Raw genomic sequence first — 17362 nt, 5'->3', positions numbered from 1 at the left:
CCCTCAGCTCACGACAACGCCGGCGGATACAGCGACCGCGGCAGCTGCGAGGCCGCCGCGGAGTCCAGCAGCCACAGGGTGCGCTGTCTGCCCTGGGCGCCCGCCACCGGTGCCTGGATCTCGCCCGCGCCCGAGAGGCCGATCGCCACGGCCTCGGCCTTGTCCTCGCCGGCTGCCAGGAGCCAGACCTCGCGGGCGGCGCGGATCGCCGGGAGGGTGAGGGTGACACGGGTCGGCGGGGGCTTCGGGGCGCCGTGGACGCCGACGACCGTGCGCTCGGTCTCCCGGACTGCCGGGAGCTCGGGGAACAGGGACGCCACATGGGTGTCCGGGCCCACGCCCAGCATCAGGACGTCGAAGGTCGGGACGGCAGCATGGTTCTCCGGGCCGGTGGCGCGGGCCAGCTCCTCGGCGTACCCCGCCGCCGCGGCGTCCGCGTCCGAGCCGTACGGGCCGTCCGACGCGGGCATGGCGTGCACGCGCTTCGGGTCAAGCGGAACCGAGTCCAGCAGGGCCTCGCGAGCCTGCGTGACATTGCGCTCCGGGTCGCCCTCGGGGAGGAACCGTTCGTCGCCCCACCACAGGTCGAGGCGGCCCCAGTCGATGGCGTCCCGGGCCGGCGCGGCGGCCAGAGCGGCGAGCAGACCGTTGCCGTTGCGGCCGCCCGTGAGGACCACGGACGCCGCACCGCGCGAGGCCTGCGCGTCCACGACCTTCGTGATCAGGCGGGCCGCGGCGGCCTGCGCCATCAGCTCCTTGTCGTGGTGCACGACCAGCTGCGGAGTGCTCACTTCGCCGCCGCCTTCTTCACCGGGGCCTGCGCCGCCGCTTCCTTCGCGGGTGCTTTCGCAGCCGCTTCAAGGGGAGTAGGGACCGCTTCGGCCCCTTCTCCTTTGGCTGCTTGCGCCGTCGGCTCCTCGGCGTCGGCGGTCCGCTCCGGACCGGGCGCCTCGGCACCCTTGCCCCGCGACCCGTTCGACCGGTGCGCCCCGTCCGAGGTGCTCAGCCGCTCCACCCCGAACCGCAGCGCGGACGCGTACGTGTCGTCCGGGTCCAGCCGCCGCAGCTCCTCCGCGATCAGCTCGGCCGTGTCGCGGCGCTTGAGCGCCACCGCGCGGTCGGGCTGGCCCTGGATGGAGAGGGTGGCGAGAGCGCCGTCGGCGCGGTCGAGGACGATCGGGCCGCAGTCGGTGTTCATGCGCACCGCCGTCAGGCCGGGGCCCGACGACAGCGAACGCTTCACCGGGACGTCCAGCCGGTCCGCGAGCCACATCGCCAGCAGTTCGCAGCTCGGGTTGAACTCCTCGCCCTCCACCTCGACGGCCGCGACCCGGCAGGTCACCTGGTCCAGAGCCGCCGCCAGCATCGAACGCCAGGGCGTGATCCTGGTCCAGGACAGGTCGGTGTCGCCGGGGGTGTAGGCGTCGGCGCGGGCGCCGAGTTCCCGTACCGGCTGCTCGGAGGCGTAGGTGTCGGTGACCCGGCGCTGGGCGAGGGCGCCCAGTGGGTCCTTCGCCGGGTCGAGCGGCGCGTTGACCGGCCACCAGACCACCACCGGTGCGTCCGGCAGCAGCAGCGGCAGGACGACCGACTGGGCGTGGCTGACGACATCGCCGTACAGCCGCAGGACGACCGTCTCGCCGGTGCCGGCGTCCGCGCCGACCCGCACCTCGGCGTCCAGCCGGGACTGCGTACGGTCGCGGGGCGAACGCGAGACGCGCTTGACGACCACGAGCGTGCGCGAGGGGTGCTCGTGCGAGGCGTCGTCGGCGGCCTTCAGGGCGTCGTACGCGTTCTCCTCGTCCGTGACGATGACCAGCGTGAGCACCATGCCGACGGCCGGTGTGCCGATGGCCCGGCGGCCCTGCACCAGCGCCTTGTTGATCTTGCTGGCCGTGGTGTCCGTGAGGTCTATCTTCATGGCCGGCGCCAGCTCCGTCCGTCTCGTGCGAGCATCTCGTCCGCCTCGACGGGGCCCCAGGTACCCGACGCGTACTGGGCGGGCGTGCCGTGCTTGTCCCAGTACTCCTCGATCGGGTCGAGGATCTTCCAGGACAGCTCGACCTCCTCCGTGCGCGGGAAGAGGTTCGAGTCGCCGAGCAGCACGTCGAGGATGAGCCGCTCGTACGCCTCCGGGCTGGACTCCGTGAACGACTCGCCGTACGCGAAGTCCATGGAGACGTCCCGGATCTCCATCGAGGTGCCGGGCACCTTGGAGCCGAAGCGGACCGTGACACCCTCGTCGGGCTGGACGCGGATGACGATCGCGTTCTTGCCGAGCTCCTCCGTCGCCGTGTGGTCGAAGGGGGAGTGCGGGGCCCGCTGGAAGACGACCGCGATCTCGGTGACCCGTCGGCCCAGCCGCTTGCCGGTGCGCAGGTAGAAGGGAACGCCCGCCCAGCGGCGGTTGTCGATCTCCACCTTGATCGCGGCGTACGTGTCGGTCTTCGACCTGCGGTCGATGCCGTCCTCTTCGAGGTAGCCGATGACCTTCTCGCCGCCCTGCCAGCCTGCCGCGTACTGCCCGCGGACGGTGTCCGCGCCGAGGTCCTTCGGCAGTCTCACCGCGCCGAGCACCTTGGTCTTCTCGGCGGCGAGCGCGTCCGCGTCGAACGAGGACGGCTCCTCCATGGCGGTCAGCGCCATCAGCTGGAGCAGGTGGTTCTGGATGACGTCACGGGCGGCGCCGATGCCGTCGTAGTACCCGGCGCGGCCGCCGATGCCGATGTCCTCGGCCATGGTGATCTGCACGTGGTCCACGAAGGACCGGTTCCAGATCGGCTCGAACATCGTGTTGGCGAAGCGGAGCGCCAGGATGTTCTGGACGGTCTCCTTGCCGAGGTAGTGGTCGATGCGGAAGACCTGGTCGGGGGCGAAGACCTCCTCGACCGTCGTGTTGAGCTCCTCGGCCGACTTCAGGTCGTGGCCGAAGGGCTTCTCGATGACCGCGCGCCGCCAGGAGCCGCCCGACTGGTCGGCCAGGCCGTGCTTCTTGAGCTGCTGGATGACCACCGGGAAGGCGGACGGCGGCACGGACAGGTAGAAGGCGAAGTTGCCGCCCGTGCCCTGCGCCTTGTCCAGTTCCTCGATGGTGCCGCGCAGCCGCTCGAACGCGTCGTCGTCGTCGAAGGTGCCCTGGACGAAGCGCATCCCCTGGATGAGCTGCTGCCAGACCTCCTCACGGAACGGCGTCCGCGCGTGCTCCTTGACGGCGTCGTGGACCTCCTGCGCGAAGTCCTCGTTCTGCCACTCCCGCCGGGCGAAACCGACCAGCGAGAAGCCCGGCGGCAGCAGACCCCGGTTCGCGAGGTCGTACACGGCGGGCATGAGCTTCTTTCGTGACAAATCGCCCGTGACGCCGAAGATGACCAGGCCCGACGGCCCCGCGATACGCGGGAGCCGTCGGTCGGCGGGGTCACGGAGCGGGTTCGCTCCGGAACCGGAGATAGGCGCCAAGGGATCAGCCCTCCGAGGGGGCGAGACGCTGAAGCTCCGCCTCGGTCGACTTGAGCAGGTCGTTCCAGGACGCCTCGAACTTCTCGACGCCCTCCTTCTCCAGGAGCTCGACCACCTCGTCGTACGAGATCCCGAGCTTCTCGAGCGCGTCGATGTCGGCGCGCGCCTGCTCGTAGGTACCCGAGACGGCGTCGCCGCGGATCTCGCCCTGCTCCTCGGTGGCGAACAGGGTCGCCTCCGGCATGGTGTTCACCGTGTTGGGCGCGACCAGTTCCTCGACGTACATGGTCTTCTTGTACGCCGGGTCCTTGACGCCGGTCGACGCCCACAGCGGACGCTGCTTGTTGGCGCCGGCGCTCTCCAGCGTGTCCCAGCGGCCCGAGGAGAAGACCTCCTCGTACGCCTGGTACGCCAGGCGCGCGTTGGCGACGCCGGCCTTGCCGCGGGCGGCCTTGGCCTCGTCGGTGCCGAGCGCGTCGATCCGCTTGTCGATCTCGGTGTCCACGCGGGACACGAAGAAGGACGCCACGGAGTGGATCTTCGACAGGTCCAGGCCGCGCTCCTTGGCCTTCTCCAGGCCCGCGAGGAACGCGTCCATGACCTCGCGGTAGCGCTCCAGCGAGAAGATCAGCGTGACGTTGACGCTGATGCCGAGGCCGATGACCTCGGTGATCGCCGGGATGCCGGCGCGGGTGGCCGGGATCTTGATGAGGGTGTTGGGGCGGTCCACCAGCCAGGCGAGCTGCTTGGCCTCGGCGACCGTCGCCTTGGTGTTGTGGGCCAGGCGCGGGTCGACCTCGATCGACACGCGGCCGTCCTGGCCGCCGGTGGCGTCGAAGACCGGGCGCAGGATGTCGGCGGCGTCACGGACGTCCGCCGTCGTGATCATGCGGATCGCCTCTTCGACGGTGACCTTGCGGAAGGCGAGGTCGGAGACCTGCAGGTCGTAGCCGTCGCCTTCGGAGATCGCCTTCTGGAAGATGGACGGGTTCGTGGTGACGCCCACGACGTGCTGCTGGTCGATCAGCTCGGCGAGGTTGCCGGACGTGATCCGCTTGCGCGACAGGTCGTCCAGCCAGATCGCCACGCCTTCCTCGGAGAGGCGCTTGAGTGCGTCTGTCATGGAAATTGCATCTCCTACGTGTCGTATATGAGCGTCAGCGCTGGGCGGCGGCGATGGATTCCCGGGCCTTGGCAGCCACGTTCTCGGCAGTGAAGCCGAACTCGCGGAAGAGCACCTTGCCGTCGGCCGAAGCCCCGAAGTGCTCCAGGGAAACGATGCGACCGCAGTCGCCCACGTACTTGTGCCAGGTGAGACCGATACCGGCCTCGACCGCGACGCGTGCCTTCACCGCCGGCGGCAGGACGCTGTCCCGGTACCCCTGGTCCTGCTCCTCGAACCACTCCACGGACGGCATGGACACGACTCGGGTCGGCACGCCGTCGGCTTCGAGCTGCTCGCGCGCCTGAGCGGCGACGTGCACCTCGGAACCGGTGGCGATCAGGATCACCTCGGGAGTCCCGGCGGAGGCCTCGAACAGGACGTAACCGCCCTTCGCCGCGTTCTCGTCGGGCTCGTACGTCGGCACGCCCTGGCGGGTCAGCACCAGACCGTGCGGGGCGCCCTTGCCGAAGACCTTGGTGTAGCGCTTGAGGATCTCGCGCCAGGCGATCGCGGTCTCGTTGGCGTCGGCCGGGCGGACCACGTTCAGACCCGGGATGGCGCGCAGCGAGGCCAGGTGCTCGACGGGCTGGTGGGTCGGGCCGTCCTCGCCCAGGCCGATGGAGTCGTGCGTCCACACGTACGTCACCGGCAGGTGCATCAGGGCCGACAGGCGCACGGCGTTGCGCATGTAGTCGGAGAACACCAGGAACGTGCCGCCGTAGATACGGGTGTTGCCGTGCAGGGCGATGCCGTTCATCTCCGCGGCCATGGAGTGCTCGCGGATGCCGAAGTGGATCGTGCGGCCGTACGGGCTCGCCTCCGGCAGCGGGTTGTCCGCCGGCAGGAACGAACTCGTCTTGTCGATGGTGGTGTTGTTCGAGCCGGCCAGGTCGGCCGAGCCGCCCCACAGCTCCGGGACGACCGCGCCCAGCGCCTGCAGCACCTTGCCGGACGCGGCACGCGTGGCGACGCCCTTGCCCGCCTCGAAGACCGGGATCTTCTCCTCCCAGCCGGTGGGCAGTTCACCGGCGGCGACACGGTCGAACTCGGCCGCGCGCTCCGGCTTGTTGCTGCGCCACTCCTGGAACGACTTCTCCCACTCCGCCTTGGCCTGCCGGCCCCGCTCACCCAGCGCCCGGGTGTGCGCGAGGACCTCGTCGGCGACCTCGAAGGTCTTGGCCGGGTCGAAGCCGAGGACGCGCTTGGTGGCCGCGACCTCGTCGTCGCCCAGCGCCGAGCCGTGCGCGGCCTCGGTGTTCTGGGCGTTCGGCGCCGGCCAGGCGATGATCGAGCGCATCGCGATGAACGACGGCCGGTCGGTGACCGCCTTCGCCGCCTCGATCGCGTTGTAGAGGGCGTGCGGGTCGAGGTCGCCGTCCGGCTTCGGGGCCACGCGCTGGACGTGCCAGCCGTACGCCTCGTACCGCTTGACGGTGTCCTCGGAGACGGCCGTCTCCGTGTCGCCCTCGATGGAGATGTGGTTGTCGTCCCACAGCAGGACGAGGTTGCCGAGCTTCTGATGGCCGGCCAGCGAGGACGCCTCCGCGGAGATGCCCTCCTGGAGACAGCCGTCACCGGCGATCGCGAAGACGAAGTGGTCGAAGGGGGACTCGCCGGCGGGGGCGTCCGGGTCGAACAGGCCGCGCTCGTAACGGGCGGCCATCGCCATGCCCACCGCGTTGGCGACACCCTGGCCCAGCGGACCGGTGGTGGTCTCCACGCCGGTGGTGTGGCCGTACTCCGGGTGACCCGGGGTCTTCGAACCCCACGTCCGGAACGCCTTCAGGTCGTCCAGCTCAAGACCGAAACCGGCCAGGTACAGCTGGGTGTAGAGGGTCAGGGACGAGTGGCCCGCGGACAGCACGAAGCGGTCGCGGCCGACCCAGTCGGGGTCCGCGGGGTCGTGGCGCATCACCTTCTGGAAGAGGGTGTATGCGGCAGGCGCCAGGCTCATCGCCGTACCGGGATGGCCGTTGCCGACCTTCTGTACGGCATCGGCGGCCAGGACGCGGGCGGTGTCCACGGCCCGCTGGTCCAGCTCGGTCCACTCGAGGTCTGTGGTGGTCGGCTTGGTGCTCACCCTGGGTCAGGGCTCCTCTCCACATGTCACGCATGTCGAAACGTCACGCATGTCCAATGCCGGTGCACTGGGCGCCCCGGCCGATGTCGAGCCTACCCCCGTCCGTACATGCGTTTTTTCGAGTCATTCCAGACTGCCGGGACTCATCGGGATCCGCCTGCCGACTGGCCCGTTCCCCATTCGGCAGGTGAATACGGAGCCGCTCATCGGAGTGCTCAATCGAGTGCCGTGGGGCTCTTCCCAGCGCGCTGACCAACACGACCCCACCCCCGCGAATGTCGGGGTATGGGCAACGTCTACAGTGGCGTGGTACGCGCGAGCTTTACCGGGACTTCACACGGCTGGGCTCGCTGGGATGTCTCTGTAGGGGTGTGCGTGACGGCCGTCGAATCCCGTCCAGCGGGGGTGCTCGGTGCGAGCCAGAGCCAGAGCCACCGGCCGTTCGGGGCCCGTGTCAAGGCGTTCGTAGCTCTGACCAAGCCTCGGATCATCGAACTGCTGCTGATCACCACCGTCCCGGTGATGTTCCTGGCACAGCAGGGTGTGCCCGACCTCGAGCTGGTCCTGCTCACCTGTGTCGGCGGCTACCTCTCCGCGGGCGGCGCCAACGCGCTGAACATGTACATCGACCGCGACATCGACGCGCTGATGGACCGCACCTCGCAGCGTCCGCTGGTCACCGGCATGGTCAGCCCGCGCGAGTGCCTGGTCTTCGGTATCTCCCTCGCGGTCGTCTCGACGCTGCTGTTCGGCCTGGCCGTCAACTGGCTGTCGGCCTGGCTGTCGCTCGGCGCGCTCCTCTTCTACGTGGTCGTCTACACGATGATCCTCAAGCGCCGCACCTCGCAGAACATCGTGTGGGGCGGTATCGCCGGATGCCTGCCCGTCCTCATCGGCTGGTCGTCCGTCACCAACTCCATGTCGTGGGCGCCGGTCATCCTCTTCCTCGTCATGTTCTTCTGGACGCCGCCGCACTACTGGCCGTTGTCCATGAAGGTCAGGGAGGACTACGCGCGCGTGGGCGTGCCGATGCTGCCGGTCGTCGCCTCCAACAAGGTGGTCGCCCGGCAGATCGTGCTCTACAGCTGGGTGATGGTCGCGGTGTCGCTGCTGCTGACCCCGCTGGGCTACACCGGCTGGTTCTACACGACGGTCGCGCTGCTGGCCGGCGGCTTCTGGCTGTGGGAGGCGCACGGTCTGCAGAACCGGGCCAAGGCCGAGGTGACCGGCGCGAAGCTCAAGGAGATGCGGCTGTTCCACTGGTCGATCACCTACGTCTCGCTCCTGTTCGTGGCGGTCGCGGTGGATCCCTTCCTCCGCTGACGCCGGTGTGACGTACGACGGGCGGGGTGCGTGGTCAAGGCCACGCACCCCGCCCGTCGCCGTTCGCTCTACCCGTCGGTAGCATCTGGCCATGGCAGACACGCAGCAGGTTGACGAGGGCACCGACGCCAAGCAGGCCGCACGGGCCGCGCGCAGGGTGGCCCGGCTGGCCAAGCAGATCGGCGCCTTCTCCAGGGCACACGGCGGCGCCGAGGGCCAGGTGGCCTACCTCGGACAGCGCGGCGCGCGGATCGTGCTCGTCGGCGAGGACGGCGGCTGGGGCGACCTGGTGGCCCCGTCGTACGACATCGCCGAGAAGGCCGTCGAGAAGGCCGGGATCACCGTGCACGAGGCGTTCGACGGGGAGTTCGCGGCCAAGGTGAGGACAGGCCCGTACGAATGGACGCGCATGGCCGGAATCCAGGTGGGCGGTCCGAGCAACACCTGACGCCGGGTTCACCCGTTAGGCCCCGTGGGGGACCGTAGGAGAACACGGTCCTGGGACGTGGTCCAGTCACGGGGAGCCCGGATGATCGAAACGCCGTCCCTCGTGGACCAGTACTGCCACGGCGTACTGAGAACGGAGCTGGGCCTCGGCACCTTCGAGGCCCAGCTGGCCCGCACCGAGGGCCCGCCCGCGCCGGGCACGACGCTCTTCGACACCCAGACCGGCTTCGCGGTACGCCGCTGGTGCCCCCCGCTGCTCGGCCTGGAACCGCACTGTGCGCCCGCCCGTTATCTCGCCCGGCGCCGTGAACTCGGCGTACTGGAGTCGGGCCGCCGTCTGCTGCGCGGCAGCGGCATCACGACGTATCTGGTGGACGCCGGGCTGCCCGGCGACCTCACCGGGCCCGGCGAGATGGCCTCCGCGGCGGGCGCCGAGGCCCGCGAGATCGTACGGCTGGAGCTTCTCGCCGAACAGGTGGCCGACACCTCCGGCACGGTCGAGTCCTTCCTCGCCAACCTCGCCGAGTCGGTGCACGGGGCCGCCGCCGACGCGGTCGCCTTCTCCTCCGCGGCGGGCGTACGGCACGGGCTGGCGCTCGCTCCGGAACCGCCGGGGCCGGGGGAGGTACGGGGCGCGGCGGGGCGCTGGCTCGCCGGGCGCCGGGTGGGCGGGGAGCTGAGCGACCCGGTGCTGCTGCGACACCTGCTGTGGATCGCGGTCGCCTCCGGCCGGCCCCTCCAACTGCACGCCGGGCTCGGCGAGCCAGGCCTGCGCATCGACCGCGCCGACCCCGTCCTGCTGACCGACTTCGTGCGGGCCACGGCCGGCCTGGGCACCGACCTCGTCCTGCTGCACAGCTACCCGTACCACCGGCAGGCCGCCCATCTCGCCGGGGTCTTCCCGCACGTGTACGCCGACTCGGGCGCCGCCCTGGTGCGCACGGGCGCCCGGGCCGCGACCGTCCTCGCGGAGATCCTGGAGCTGGCCCCCTTCGGCAAGATCCTCTTCTCCAGCGGCGCCCAGGGCCTGCCCGAACTGCATGTCGTGGGGGCGCGACTGTTCCGGGAGGCCCTGTCCAGGGTCCTCGGGACGTGGGTCGCCGAGGGCGCGTGGTCCCTGGCGGACGCCCAACGGGTGGCGGGGCTGATCGCGGCGGGGAACGCTCGGCGGGTGTACGGGCTGACGTGACCTACGGCTGGGAGCGGCTCCGAGGGCCCTGGGGACTCACGCCCGGGTCAGCGTCGCCTCGCTCGACGGGCCCGGGATGTCCGCCTGAGGCCCCGGCCGCTCCCGCAGGGCCAGCAGCACGCGCAGGACCGCGATCCACACCAGGGCCGAGCCGAGCATGTGCAGGCCGACCAGGGCCTCGGGAAGCTCCGTGAAGTACTGGACGTAGCCGATGACGCCCTGGGCGAGCAGGATCAGGAAGAGGTCGCGGGTGCGGTCCAGAGGGGCCTTGGGGGAGTCGACCGCCTTGAGGACGAACCACAGGGCGAACGTCAGGGACACCACGATCCAGGCCAGCACCGCGTGCGCCTTCGCCACGGTCTCCCAGTCGATCGGCATCCGTTCGACCTCGCTGGAGTCGCCCGCGTGCGGTCCCGCGCCGGTGACCACCGTGCCCACCAGGATCAGCAGCGCGGACGCAGCGAGCAGGCACCACACCAGTTGCCGCACGGCCGCGCCGACCAGCGGACGGGACGGCCCGTCGCTCTCCCGGGTGCGCTGCCACATCACCGCGGCGATCGTGATCAAGGCCGACGTGGCCACGAAGTGCGCCGCGACCGTGTACGGGTTGAGGCCCACCAGGACCACGATGCCGCCGAGGATCGCGTTGCTCATCACGACCCAGAACTGGGCCCAGCCCAGCCGGGTCAGGCTGCGCCGGTAGGGCTTCTGGGAACGTGCGGCGATGATCGCCCAGCCGACCGCGGCGCACAGCACGTACGTCAGCATGCGGTTGCCGAACTCGATGGCACCGTGGAAGCCCATCGCGCTGGTGGTGGTCAGCGAGGTGTCGGTGCACTTGGGCCAGGTCGGGCAGCCCAGCCCGGACCCGGTGAGCCGGACCGCACCGCCGGTGACCACGATGACCACCGCCATCACGAGCGCGGCGAGGGCCGCCCGCTGAACCGTCCGAGGAGTCGGGGTCCAGCGTTCGGCGATGAAGGCGAGGGGGTTGCGGACGGCCGCTACGGCGTCGGCGCGGGTCACGTTTGGCACGCGTTCCATCGTAGGGGGCCCGCTTGTGCACGCTTTCACGAGGGTCCGTCGGCGGTCTGCCGGCAGCGGAAGGGCCCTCGTCAGGGGGTCCCGTCGGAGACCTGCCGGCAGCGGAAGGGCTGTCCTCCCGAGGATCCGTCGCCGGCCTGCTCCGCCTACTCCCAGCGGAAGAACCGCCCGGCGACCGCCAGCCCCACGACCGCCCAGCCGGCCAGAATTCCCAGGTCGCCCCAGGGCATGCCGGCACCGTGCTGGAGTACGTCGCGCAGACCGTCCGACAGGGCCGAGATCGGCAGCAGGGCGAGGACGTCCTGGGCGCCGGACGGGAACTTGTCCAGCGGCACGATCACACCGCCGCCCACGAGCAGCAGCAGGAACACCAGGTTGGCGGCGGCCAGGGTCGCCTCCGCCTTCAGGGTGCCCGCCATCAGCAGGCCGAGCCCGGAGAACGCGGCCGTGCCCAGCACCAGCAGGAGCAGGACGGCCAGGGGGTTGCCGTGCGGGGACCAGCCCAGGGCGAAGGCGATCGCCGTCAGCAGGATCACCTGGAGGACCTCGGTGACCAGCACGGAGAGCGTCTTCGCGGTCATCAGGCCCCAGCGGGGCAACGGAGAGGAGGCGAGCCGCTTCAGCACGCCGTAGCGGCGCTCGAAGCCCGTCGCGATGGCCTGGCCGGTGAACGCCGTGGACATCACGGCGAGCGCCAGGACGCCGGGGGCGAGGAAGTCCACCGCCTCGCCGGCGCCCGTGTCCACGATGTCCACCGAGCTGAACAGGAGCAGCAGCAGCGTCGGGATCACGACCGTCAGCAGCAGCTGCTCACCGTTGCGCAGCAGCATCTTCGTCTCCAGCGCCGCCTGCGCCCGGATCATGCGGGACAGCGGCGCCGCACCCGGCTTCGGGGCGTACGTACCCGTGGCTGCGGCGGTCATGAGCGCAACTCCTTGCCGGTCAGCTCCAAAAAGACGTCTTCGAGTGTGTGCCGTTCCACCGAGATCTTCTCCGGCATCACCCCGTGCTGCGCGCACCAGGAGGTGACCGTCGCGAGCAGCTGCGGGTCGACCTTGCCGCCGACCCGGTACGAGCCCGGGGTCAGCTCCGCGGCCGTGCAGTCGGCGGGCAGCGCCTTGAGCAGGGAGCCCACGTCCAGTCCCGGGCGGCCGGAGAAGCGGAGCGTGTTCTCGGCGCCGCCTCGGCACAGCTCCTCGGGGGTGCCCTGGGCTATGACCCGGCCCGCGTCGATGATCGCGACGTCGTCGGCCAGCTGCTCGGCCTCGTCCATGTAGTGAGTGGTGAGGATCACCGAGACTCCGTCCGCGCGCAGGTCGCGGATCAGGTCCCAGGTGGCGCGGCGGGCCTGCGGGTCCAGGCCCGCGGTCGGCTCGTCCAGGAACACCAGCTCCGGGCGGCCGACGACCGCCATGGCGAGCGCGAGCCGCTGCTGCTGGCCACCGGACAGCCGTCGGTACGTGGTCCGGCCGCAACTGCCCAGTCCGAGCCGCTCGATGAGCGCGGGCACGTCGAGCGGATGGGCATGCAGTGTGGCCACGTGCCGGAGCATCTCGTCGGCTCGCGCGCCCGAGTACACGCCCCCGGACTGCAGCATCACGCCGATCCTGGGGTGCAGTTCGCGGGCCTGTCGCGCGGGGTCGAGGCCCAGGACGCGCACCGTGCCCGAGTCGGGCTCGCGGTACCCCTCGCAGGTCTCGACCGTGGTCGTCTTGCCCGCCCCGTTGGGACCGAGGACGGCGGTCACACCCGCCCGGGCCACCAGGTCGAGGCCGTCCACCGCGGTCTTTCGGCCGTACCGCTTCACCAGGGCCTGGATCTGGACCACGGGCTCACTTCGCATGGGTCCAGAGTCTAGGTTCGCCGACGGCGGCCCAGACCGGCGGGTACGGGATCTCACCCCCGCCGCTCACGCCGGGCGGGGCCGGACCCTCAGATCTCGTCCTGACGTGACCGGTGCAGCGCCAGCCACCGCTGCGCGTACGCCACCGCGTCCGCCACCGGGAACAGCCGTACGTCGGCCCCGCCCACCTTCCCCCGTACGACGACGGGCACGTCCCGCTCGAAGTCGTGGCCCAGCTCGTCGAACCGGTCCGAGCTGATCGACACCTCGGTGACCACCTCCCAGCCCGCCGGGCCCGGCCGGCCCACCTTCACCAGCGGCGACGGTATGCGGTACTCGGCGAGGTGGAAGCTGGTGCAGGCGTCGTAACCGGCGCCGAGCAGCAGCACCCGGGCGCCGAGCTCCTCCAGCCGGGCCAGCGGGCTGCGCTCACCCAGCCGGCAGTCCGGCGCGTGCCCCTCGACGATCTGAGCCGCGCGCGGACCGACGGCCGCGAACGAGGTCTGCGGATGCGCGCTGCGCAGGGCGCCCGGCCAGGTCCGTACGGTCTCCGGGAGCACGCCCACGCCGAGAGTGGGCGAGACGAGGGGGTCGTACGCGGGCATCGTGGCCCGGAGCGTCTCCCACCACTCCTCGGGCACCGGAGGGTTTCTCCACACGGCCGGGTCGGAGAGGCCGCCGGTCTGGGTGGGGACCACCAGCGTGCCCTGCCGGCCGAGCGCGTCGAGCAGGGCCCGGACCACCGCGACGGCTCCTCCGCTCACCCATCCGAGGGAGCTCAGGGAGGTGTGCACCAGCAGGATGTCGCCGGGCCGGACACCGAGCTCTCGCAGCTGCTCGGCGAGAGCGGCCCGAGTGACAAGGGGGCCGGTCGGAGGGGGTGTGGACATGGTTCGGGAGTGTCCCCGACGAGGCCCGGCGGCGCCACCGGTTTGTTCGGCCGGTGATCGTTCCCGCAGGTCGGATTAGGTTTACCTAAGTGATGCAGGGCACCATCCGCCGGTCAGGGCGCGGCTTGCCTGCCTCAGAGGAATTACGCAACAATGGCGTTGTGAAAAACGTCGACGAGGCTCGGGAGACCCCCATGGGGGCCCCTCAGGAGGAGCTCGCGGCCGGTATGCGCTCGGATCGCTCGACGCGCAACCGGGTCGCGCGGTCCATCCTGGACCACGGGCCGTCGACCGTGACCGAGCTGGCCGGACGCCTGGGGCTCACCCCGGCGGCCGTACGCCGGCATCTGGACGCACTGGTCGCCGACGACGTCGTGGAGGCACGCGAGCAGCGGGTCTACGGCACGCGCGGCCGCGGTCGCCCCGCGAAGGTCTTCGCGCTGACCGACTGCGGCCGGGACGCCTTCGACCAGTCCTACGACCAGCTCGCCGCGGACGCCCTGCGCTGGATCCAGGAGCGTTTCGGCGGGGACGAGGCGGTCGTCGCCTTCGCCCGCGCCAGGATCGCCGAGCAGGCCGCCGCCTACCGCAGGGCGATCGAGGCCGCCGCCCCCGAGGACCGCACCGAAGCCCTGGCCAGGGCCCTGAGTGCGGACGGGTACGCTGCTACGGCGCGCAGCGCACCGGTCGGCGAGCAGCTGTGCCAGCACCACTGCCCGGTGGCCCACGTCGCGGAAAAGTTCCCGCAGCTCTGCGAGGCGGAGACCGAGATCTTCTCCCAGCTGCTCGGCACGCACGTCCAGCGACTGGCGACCATCGCGCACGGCGACGGCGTCTGCACGACGTTCATCCCCAAGATTTCCAAGCCGCACCAGCACGACCACAACGCATCTGCAAGCAACGCATCTGCAAGCACGGCCGGGAGGAACCCCGCATGACTCTCCCCACGGAGACTGCCCACCCCGAGCTCGAGGGCCTGGGCAAGTACGAGTACGGCTGGGCCGACTCCGACACGGCCGGCGCCTCTGCCAAGCGCGGCATCAACGAGGACGTCGTCCGCGACATCTCGGCGAAGAAGAACGAGCCGGAGTGGATGACCAAGCTCCGCCTCAAGGGCCTGCGCCTCTTCGAGAAGAAGCCCATGCCGAACTGGGGCTCGGACCTGTCGGGCATCGACTTCGACAACATCAAGTACTTCGTGCGCTCCACGGAGAAGCAGGCGGAGTCCTGGGAGGACCTGCCCGAGGACATCAAGAACACGTACGACAAGCTCGGCATCCCCGAGGCTGAGAAGCAGCGCCTCGTCGCCGGTGTCGCGGCCCAGTACGAGTCCGAGGTCGTCTACCACCAGATCCGCGAGGACCTGGAGGAGCAGGGCGTCATCTTCCTGGACACCGACACCGCGCTGAAGGAGCACCCGGAGCTCTTCAAGGAGTACTTCGGGACCGTCATCCCGGTCGGTGACAACAAGTTCGCGTCGCTGAACACCGCGGTGTGGTCCGGCGGCTCCTTCATCTACGTGCCGAAGGGCGTGCACGTCGAGATCCCGCTGCAGGCCTACTTCCGTATCAACACGGAGAACATGGGCCAGTTCGAGCGGACCCTGATCATCGTCGACGAGGGTGCCTACGTGCACTACGTCGAGGGTTGTACGGCCCCGATCTACAAGTCGGACTCGCTGCACAGCGCCGTGGTCGAGATCATCGTCAAGAAGAACGCCCGCTGCCGTTACACGACCATCCAGAACTGGTCGAACAACGTCTACAACCTGGTCACCAAGCGCGCCGTGGCGTACGAGGGCGCGACCATGGAGTGGATCGACGGCAACATCGGCTCCAAGGTGACGATGAAGTACCCGGCCGTCTACCTGATGGGAGAGCACGCCAAGGGCGAGACCCTCTCCATCGCCTTCGCGGGCGAGGGCCAGCACCAGGACGCCGGCTCCAAAATGGTCCACATGGCGCCGAACACGTCCTCCAACATCGTGTCGAAGTCCGTGGCGCGTGGTGGCGGCCGTACGTCCTACCGCGGTCTCGTCGAGATCGGCGAGGGCGCCCACGGCTCCAAGTCCAACGTGCTGTGCGACGCGCTGCTCGTCGACACCATCTCCCGCTCCGACACGTACCCCTACGTGGACGTCCGCGAGGACGACGTGTCCATGGGCCACGAGGCGACCGTCTCCAAGGTCTCCGAGGACCAGCTCTTCTACCTGATGAGCCGTGGTCTGAGCGAGTTCGAGGCGATGGCCATGATCGTGCGCGGCTTCGTCGAGCCCATCGCGAAGGAGCTGCCCATGGAGTACGCGCTGGAACTCAACCGGCTGATCGAGCTCCAGATGGAAGGCGCGGTCGGCTAAGCCCCTGCCGCCGTCCCATCAAGTCACTCACGTAAGAAAGCGAGCAGACCGACAGCCATGGCTGAGGCTCAGAACATCCCGGTGGGGTCCACCACCGCCGGCCAGATCGCGGTGGCCGCCGAGTCGACCGTCGCCACGCGCATGAGCGCGCCCCCGTCCTTCGACGTGGCGGACTTCCCGGTCCCCCACGGCCGCGAGGAGGAGTGGCGGTTCACGCCGCTGGAGCGGCTGCGCGGGCTGCACGACGGCACCGCGGTCGCCACCGGCGACGGCCTGAAGGTCGACATCGACGCCCCCGAGGGCGTCGTGATCGAGACCGTCGGCCGTGACGACGCCCGGATCGGCAGGGCCGGCACCCCGGTGGACCGCGTCGCCGCCCAGGCGTACTCGGCGTTCGAGAAGGCCGGCGTGGTCACCGTCCCCAAGGAGACCGTGCTCACCGAGCCGATCCGGATCGCCGTGCACGGCGAGGGCGGGACCGCCTACGCCCACCAGGTGATCGAACTGGGAGCCTTCGCCGAGGCCGTCGTCGTCATCGACCACACCGGTGACGCCGTGCTCGCCGCCAACGTCGACTACGTCCTCGGTGACGGCGCCAAGCTGACCGTCGTCTCCGTCCAGGACTGGGACGACAAGGCCGTGCACGTGGGTCAGCACAACGCGCTGATCGGCCGGGACGCCACCTTCAAGTCGTTCGTGGTCACCTTCGGCGGCGACCTCGTCCGCCTGCACCCGCGCGTGTCCTACGCCGGCACCGGCGGCGAGGCCGAGCTCTTCGGCCTGTACTTCACCGACGCCGGCCAGCACCAGGAGCACCGCCTCCTGGTCGACCACAACACCCCGCACTGCAAGTCGAACGTGGCCTACAAGGGTGCGCTCCAGGGCGACGGCGCCCACGCGGTGTGGATCGGCGACGTCCTCATCGAGGCCAAGGCCGAGGGCACGGACACGTACGAGATGAACCGCAACCTGGTTCTGACCGACGGCGCCCGGGTCGACTCGGTGCCGAACCTGGAGATCGAGACCGGCGAGATCGTCGGCGCCGGCCACGCGAGCGCCACCGGCCGCTTCGACGACGAGCAGCTCTTCTACCTGATGGCCCGCGGCATCCCGGCCGAAGAGGCCCGCCGTCTGGTGGTGCGCGGCTTCTTCGCCGAACTGGTCCAGCAGATCGGCGTCGACGACATCGAGGAACGGCTTCTCGTGAAGATCGACGAGGAGCTGGAGGCGTCGGTCTGATGACTGCCCCGTCGACTTTCGTGCGCGCCTGCGGGCTGAGCGAGCTGGAGGAGAACACCCCGAAGCGGGTGGAACTCGACGGCACGCCGGTCTCGGTCGTCCGGACCGAGGGGGAGGTGTTCGCCATCAACGACATCTGCTCCCACGCGAACGTCTCGCTCTCCGAGGGCGAGGTGGAGGACTGCCAGATCGAGTGCTGGCTGCACGGCTCCAGCTTCGACCTCCGCACCGGCAAGCCTTCCGGCCTGCCCGCGACGCGCCCCGTCCCCGTATACCCCGTCAAGATCGAAGGGGACGACGTTCTCGTCTCCCTCACCCAGGAGTCCTGAG

Annotated in this window: 16 protein-coding genes; 7 read left to right on the top strand and 9 right to left on the bottom strand. The window is 70.3% G+C overall.

Translation table 11 applies throughout. From position 1 onward, the window contains the following. Positions 1 to 8 precede the first annotated feature (8 nt). The 5 genes from pgl to tkt are packed head-to-tail and all read right to left on the bottom strand — an operon-like array spanning position 9 to position 6701. Positions 9 to 791 (bottom strand): 6-phosphogluconolactonase, encoded by a 783-nt coding sequence (gene pgl / locus ACIBK3_RS01010; protein ID WP_399360537.1) that lies wholly within the window; start codon positions 789 to 791, stop codon positions 9 to 11. Continuing rightward, positions 788 to 1921, bottom strand: a complete 1134-nt coding sequence (gene opcA, locus ACIBK3_RS01005; RefSeq protein WP_399360535.1) for a glucose-6-phosphate dehydrogenase assembly protein OpcA — start codon at positions 1919 to 1921, stop codon at positions 788 to 790. Before opcA ends, pgl begins: the two co-directional genes overlap by 4 nt. Further along, positions 1918 to 3447, bottom strand: a complete 1530-nt coding sequence (gene zwf / locus ACIBK3_RS01000; RefSeq protein ID WP_399362030.1) for a glucose-6-phosphate dehydrogenase — start codon at positions 3445 to 3447, stop codon at positions 1918 to 1920. The genes opcA and zwf overlap by 4 nt, the downstream gene beginning before the upstream one ends. A gap of 13 nt (positions 3448 to 3460) precedes the next feature. Next, complete coding sequence (gene tal / locus ACIBK3_RS00995) at positions 3461 to 4579, bottom strand: transaldolase (RefSeq protein WP_399360533.1); 1119 nt, start codon at positions 4577 to 4579, stop codon at positions 3461 to 3463. A 34-nt stretch (positions 4580 to 4613) separates the two neighbouring features. Next, the gene (gene tkt / locus ACIBK3_RS00990; protein WP_399360531.1) at positions 4614 to 6701 is read right to left on the bottom strand and encodes a transketolase; all 2088 of its coding nucleotides are present in this window, start codon (positions 6699 to 6701) and stop codon (positions 4614 to 4616) included. A gap of 369 nt (positions 6702 to 7070) precedes the next feature. On the opposite strand from tkt, the gene ACIBK3_RS00985 reads away from it, so the two are divergent. The 3 genes from ACIBK3_RS00985 (at position 7071) to ACIBK3_RS00975 (ending at position 9660) form a co-directional block, all read left to right on the top strand. Continuing rightward, positions 7071 to 8024 carry a heme o synthase gene (locus tag ACIBK3_RS00985; RefSeq protein ID WP_399360529.1) on the top strand — a complete coding sequence of 318 codons (954 nt, stop codon included), beginning with the start codon at positions 7071 to 7073 and terminating at the stop codon, positions 8022 to 8024. A 91-nt stretch (positions 8025 to 8115) separates the two neighbouring features. Beyond that, positions 8116 to 8472 carry a hypothetical protein gene (locus ACIBK3_RS00980; RefSeq protein WP_399360527.1) on the top strand — a complete coding sequence of 119 codons (357 nt, stop codon included), beginning with the start codon at positions 8116 to 8118 and terminating at the stop codon, positions 8470 to 8472. 81 nt (positions 8473 to 8553) lie between these two features. Next, on the top strand, positions 8554 to 9660 hold the full coding sequence (locus ACIBK3_RS00975; RefSeq protein WP_399360525.1) for an amidohydrolase family protein: 1107 nt from the start codon (positions 8554 to 8556) through the stop codon (positions 9658 to 9660). Positions 9661 to 9696: 36 nt separating this feature from the next. Here ACIBK3_RS00975 and ACIBK3_RS00970 read toward each other — a convergent pair whose 3' ends face one another. From ACIBK3_RS00970 to ACIBK3_RS00955, 4 genes are all read right to left on the bottom strand, one after another. Then, positions 9697 to 10704 (bottom strand): heme A synthase, encoded by a 1008-nt coding sequence (locus ACIBK3_RS00970; RefSeq protein WP_399360523.1) that lies wholly within the window; start codon positions 10702 to 10704, stop codon positions 9697 to 9699. A gap of 146 nt (positions 10705 to 10850) precedes the next feature. Beyond that, positions 10851 to 11627 carry an ABC transporter permease gene (locus ACIBK3_RS00965; RefSeq protein ID WP_399360521.1) on the bottom strand — a complete coding sequence of 259 codons (777 nt, stop codon included), beginning with the start codon at positions 11625 to 11627 and terminating at the stop codon, positions 10851 to 10853. Next, positions 11624 to 12547: an ABC transporter ATP-binding protein gene (locus ACIBK3_RS00960; protein WP_399360519.1), complete on the bottom strand. Its 924-nt coding sequence runs from the start codon at positions 12545 to 12547 to the stop codon at positions 11624 to 11626. Before ACIBK3_RS00960 ends, ACIBK3_RS00965 begins: the two co-directional genes overlap by 4 nt. 89 nt (positions 12548 to 12636) lie before the next feature. Beyond that, positions 12637 to 13437, bottom strand: coding sequence for an aminoglycoside N(3)-acetyltransferase (locus ACIBK3_RS00955; protein WP_399360517.1), 801 nt, complete (start codon positions 13435 to 13437; stop codon positions 12637 to 12639). A 161-nt stretch (positions 13438 to 13598) separates the two neighbouring features. Between ACIBK3_RS00955 and ACIBK3_RS00950 the strand changes: the two genes are divergently transcribed. Genes ACIBK3_RS00950 through ACIBK3_RS00935 form a run of 4 tightly spaced genes read left to right on the top strand, consistent with a single transcriptional unit; the run spans position 13599 to position 17361 of the window. Then, positions 13599 to 14375 (top strand): helix-turn-helix transcriptional regulator, encoded by a 777-nt coding sequence (locus ACIBK3_RS00950; RefSeq protein WP_399360515.1) that lies wholly within the window; start codon positions 13599 to 13601, stop codon positions 14373 to 14375. Further along, positions 14372 to 15793: a Fe-S cluster assembly protein SufB gene (sufB, locus tag ACIBK3_RS00945; RefSeq protein ID WP_030677270.1), complete on the top strand. Its 1422-nt coding sequence runs from the start codon at positions 14372 to 14374 to the stop codon at positions 15791 to 15793. The genes ACIBK3_RS00950 and sufB overlap by 4 nt, the downstream gene beginning before the upstream one ends. Before the next feature lie 57 nt (positions 15794 to 15850). After that, positions 15851 to 17032, top strand: a complete 1182-nt coding sequence (gene sufD, locus ACIBK3_RS00940) for a Fe-S cluster assembly protein SufD (protein ID WP_399360513.1) — start codon at positions 15851 to 15853, stop codon at positions 17030 to 17032. Further along, complete coding sequence (locus ACIBK3_RS00935) at positions 17032 to 17361, top strand: bifunctional 3-phenylpropionate/cinnamic acid dioxygenase ferredoxin subunit (protein WP_399360511.1); 330 nt, start codon at positions 17032 to 17034, stop codon at positions 17359 to 17361. The genes sufD and ACIBK3_RS00935 overlap by 1 nt, the downstream gene beginning before the upstream one ends. The last annotated feature ends 1 nt before the right edge of the window (position 17362 follow it).

Source organism: Streptomyces sp. NPDC050287 (assembly GCF_044459385.1).
In the GTDB taxonomy this organism is placed as follows: Bacteria; Actinomycetota; Actinomycetes; order Streptomycetales; family Streptomycetaceae; genus Streptomyces.
This window is presented reverse-complemented; position numbering and strand designations above follow the sequence as displayed.